Source organism: Kitasatospora sp. NPDC057512, assembly GCF_042802135.1.
In the GTDB taxonomy this organism is placed as follows: Bacteria; Actinomycetota; Actinomycetes; order Streptomycetales; family Streptomycetaceae; genus Kitasatospora.
The window spans coordinates 1-1,524 of the sequence record NZ_JBHVET010001180.1; the positions used below are offsets into that span (position 1 = coordinate 1).

The 1,524-nt window shown below is 71.3% G+C and carries 2 protein-coding genes and 1 pseudogene; 2 read left to right on the forward strand and 1 reads right to left on the reverse strand.

Annotated elements, in window-relative coordinates; genetic code table 11:
• On the forward strand, positions 1-577 hold a 577-nt coding region (locus ACFU6K_RS38705; RefSeq protein WP_380671312.1), incomplete at its 5' end, for an STAS domain-containing protein.
• An 84-nt stretch (positions 578-661) separates the two neighbouring features.
• On the forward strand, positions 662-1,111 hold the full coding sequence (locus tag ACFU6K_RS38710; RefSeq protein WP_380671314.1) for a GNAT family N-acetyltransferase: 450 nt from the start codon (positions 662-664) through the stop codon (positions 1,109-1,111).
• A gap of 16 nt (positions 1,112-1,127) precedes the next feature.
• On the opposite strand, the pseudogene ACFU6K_RS38715 reads toward ACFU6K_RS38710, so the two are convergent.
• A pseudogene (locus ACFU6K_RS38715) lies at positions 1,128-1,524 on the reverse strand (hypothetical protein); the annotation flags it as partial.

Sequence of the window (1,524 nt, forward strand, 5' to 3'; positions counted from 1 at the left end):
CGGCGAAGCCGCCGTTCTGGTGCTCACCGCCGCCGCGACCCTGGCTTTCGACCTGGTCACGGCCGTCATCGTCGGCCTGGCCGTCGCCGGGATCCTGGCCCTGCGCCAGGTCGCACGGTCCGCGAGGCTCCAGCAGGTGCCGCTGCACGACGGCCTGACTCCGGCCGACCACCACGAGGAGGAGCGGGCGCTGCTCGCCGAGCACATCGTCGCCTACCGGATAGACGGGCCGGTGTTCTTCGCGGCCGCCCACCGCTTCCTGCTCCAGCTCGCCGAGACCACCGACGTCAAGGCCGTCATCCTGCGCCTCTCCCACGTCACCGCGATCGACTCCACGGGCGCCCTGGCGCTGGGCGACGCGATCGGCACGCTGGAACGGCGCGGCATCCTCGTCCTGGCCGCGGGGGTACCGGACGGCCACCGGCGGACCCTGGACGCCCTCGGCGTGCTGGACGCCCTCCAGCGGCAGGGGCGGGTCTTCGCCCAGACGCCCGACGCCATCGCCCACGCGCGCACCGAGCTGCAGACCACCGGCGTCCTGGCGGACGCCACGATACGAAAGGGAGCGGACCGATGACCGCACCGTGTACGTCGACCCCCGAGCTGATGCCGCATCGGAGAAGTGTGGGAGGCTGACCGGATGTCTCCGACCCTCCGCCCCATGGACGCCCGACTCCTGCCCGCCTGGCTCGAGCGCTGCCGGGCCGAGTACGCCAAGGACCTCGTCGCTGCGGGGCAGACGCCCGAGGACGCCTGCCGCCACGCGGACGAAAGCATGGCCCGCGCTTTTCCCTCCGGCACGCCGAGCCCCGGGCATGTGGTCTTCGACGTGGTCGATGCCGCCGGGGCAGCCGTCGGCTACCTCTGGATCGGACCGGACACGAGCGACGACGCCGGCTCCTGGTGGATCTGGGACATCGTGATCGACGCCGACAAGCGCGGGCTGGGCCTCGGGCGGAGGGCCATGCTCCTCGGCGAGGAGTACGCCCGGGCGCAGGGCGCCCATACCCTCGGTCTCAGCGTCTTCGGGTTCAACACGGGTGCGCGCGGCCTCTACGAGTCGCTCGGCTACGAGACGGCCTCGGTCAAGATGCTCAAGCGACTCGGCTGAGGTCCTGGGGTATCGCCTACGGGCGGGTGTTCCCGGCTGTGGGCTGGGTCTTCTGGTTGTAGATCTCCTTGCCGTCCGCGTTGTAGGCGTGGACGTAGGGGGCCGGGGGGAAGGGGTTCGCGTCGGGGCCGGTGGTGATGGCCGCGATGTGGACGAACGCGCCGTCGGCCATGACGGCCGGGTACTGCGTCGGGTCGTCGCCGTAGCTGATGGTGACCTTGGCGACGTCGGGGGTGTAGTGCCCGGCACCCAGCGAGAGGACCTGCCCGGCACCGGTCGGCGTGCTGAAGCTGTCGAAGAACTCGATCAGGTGGCCGCTGCCCCACAGGCGGTCGTTGATGAACGTCGCGGGCGAGGACATGCTGTTGCCCTTGTCGCCCTTCGACTCGCACTGCACGTACTGGCCGGCGGAG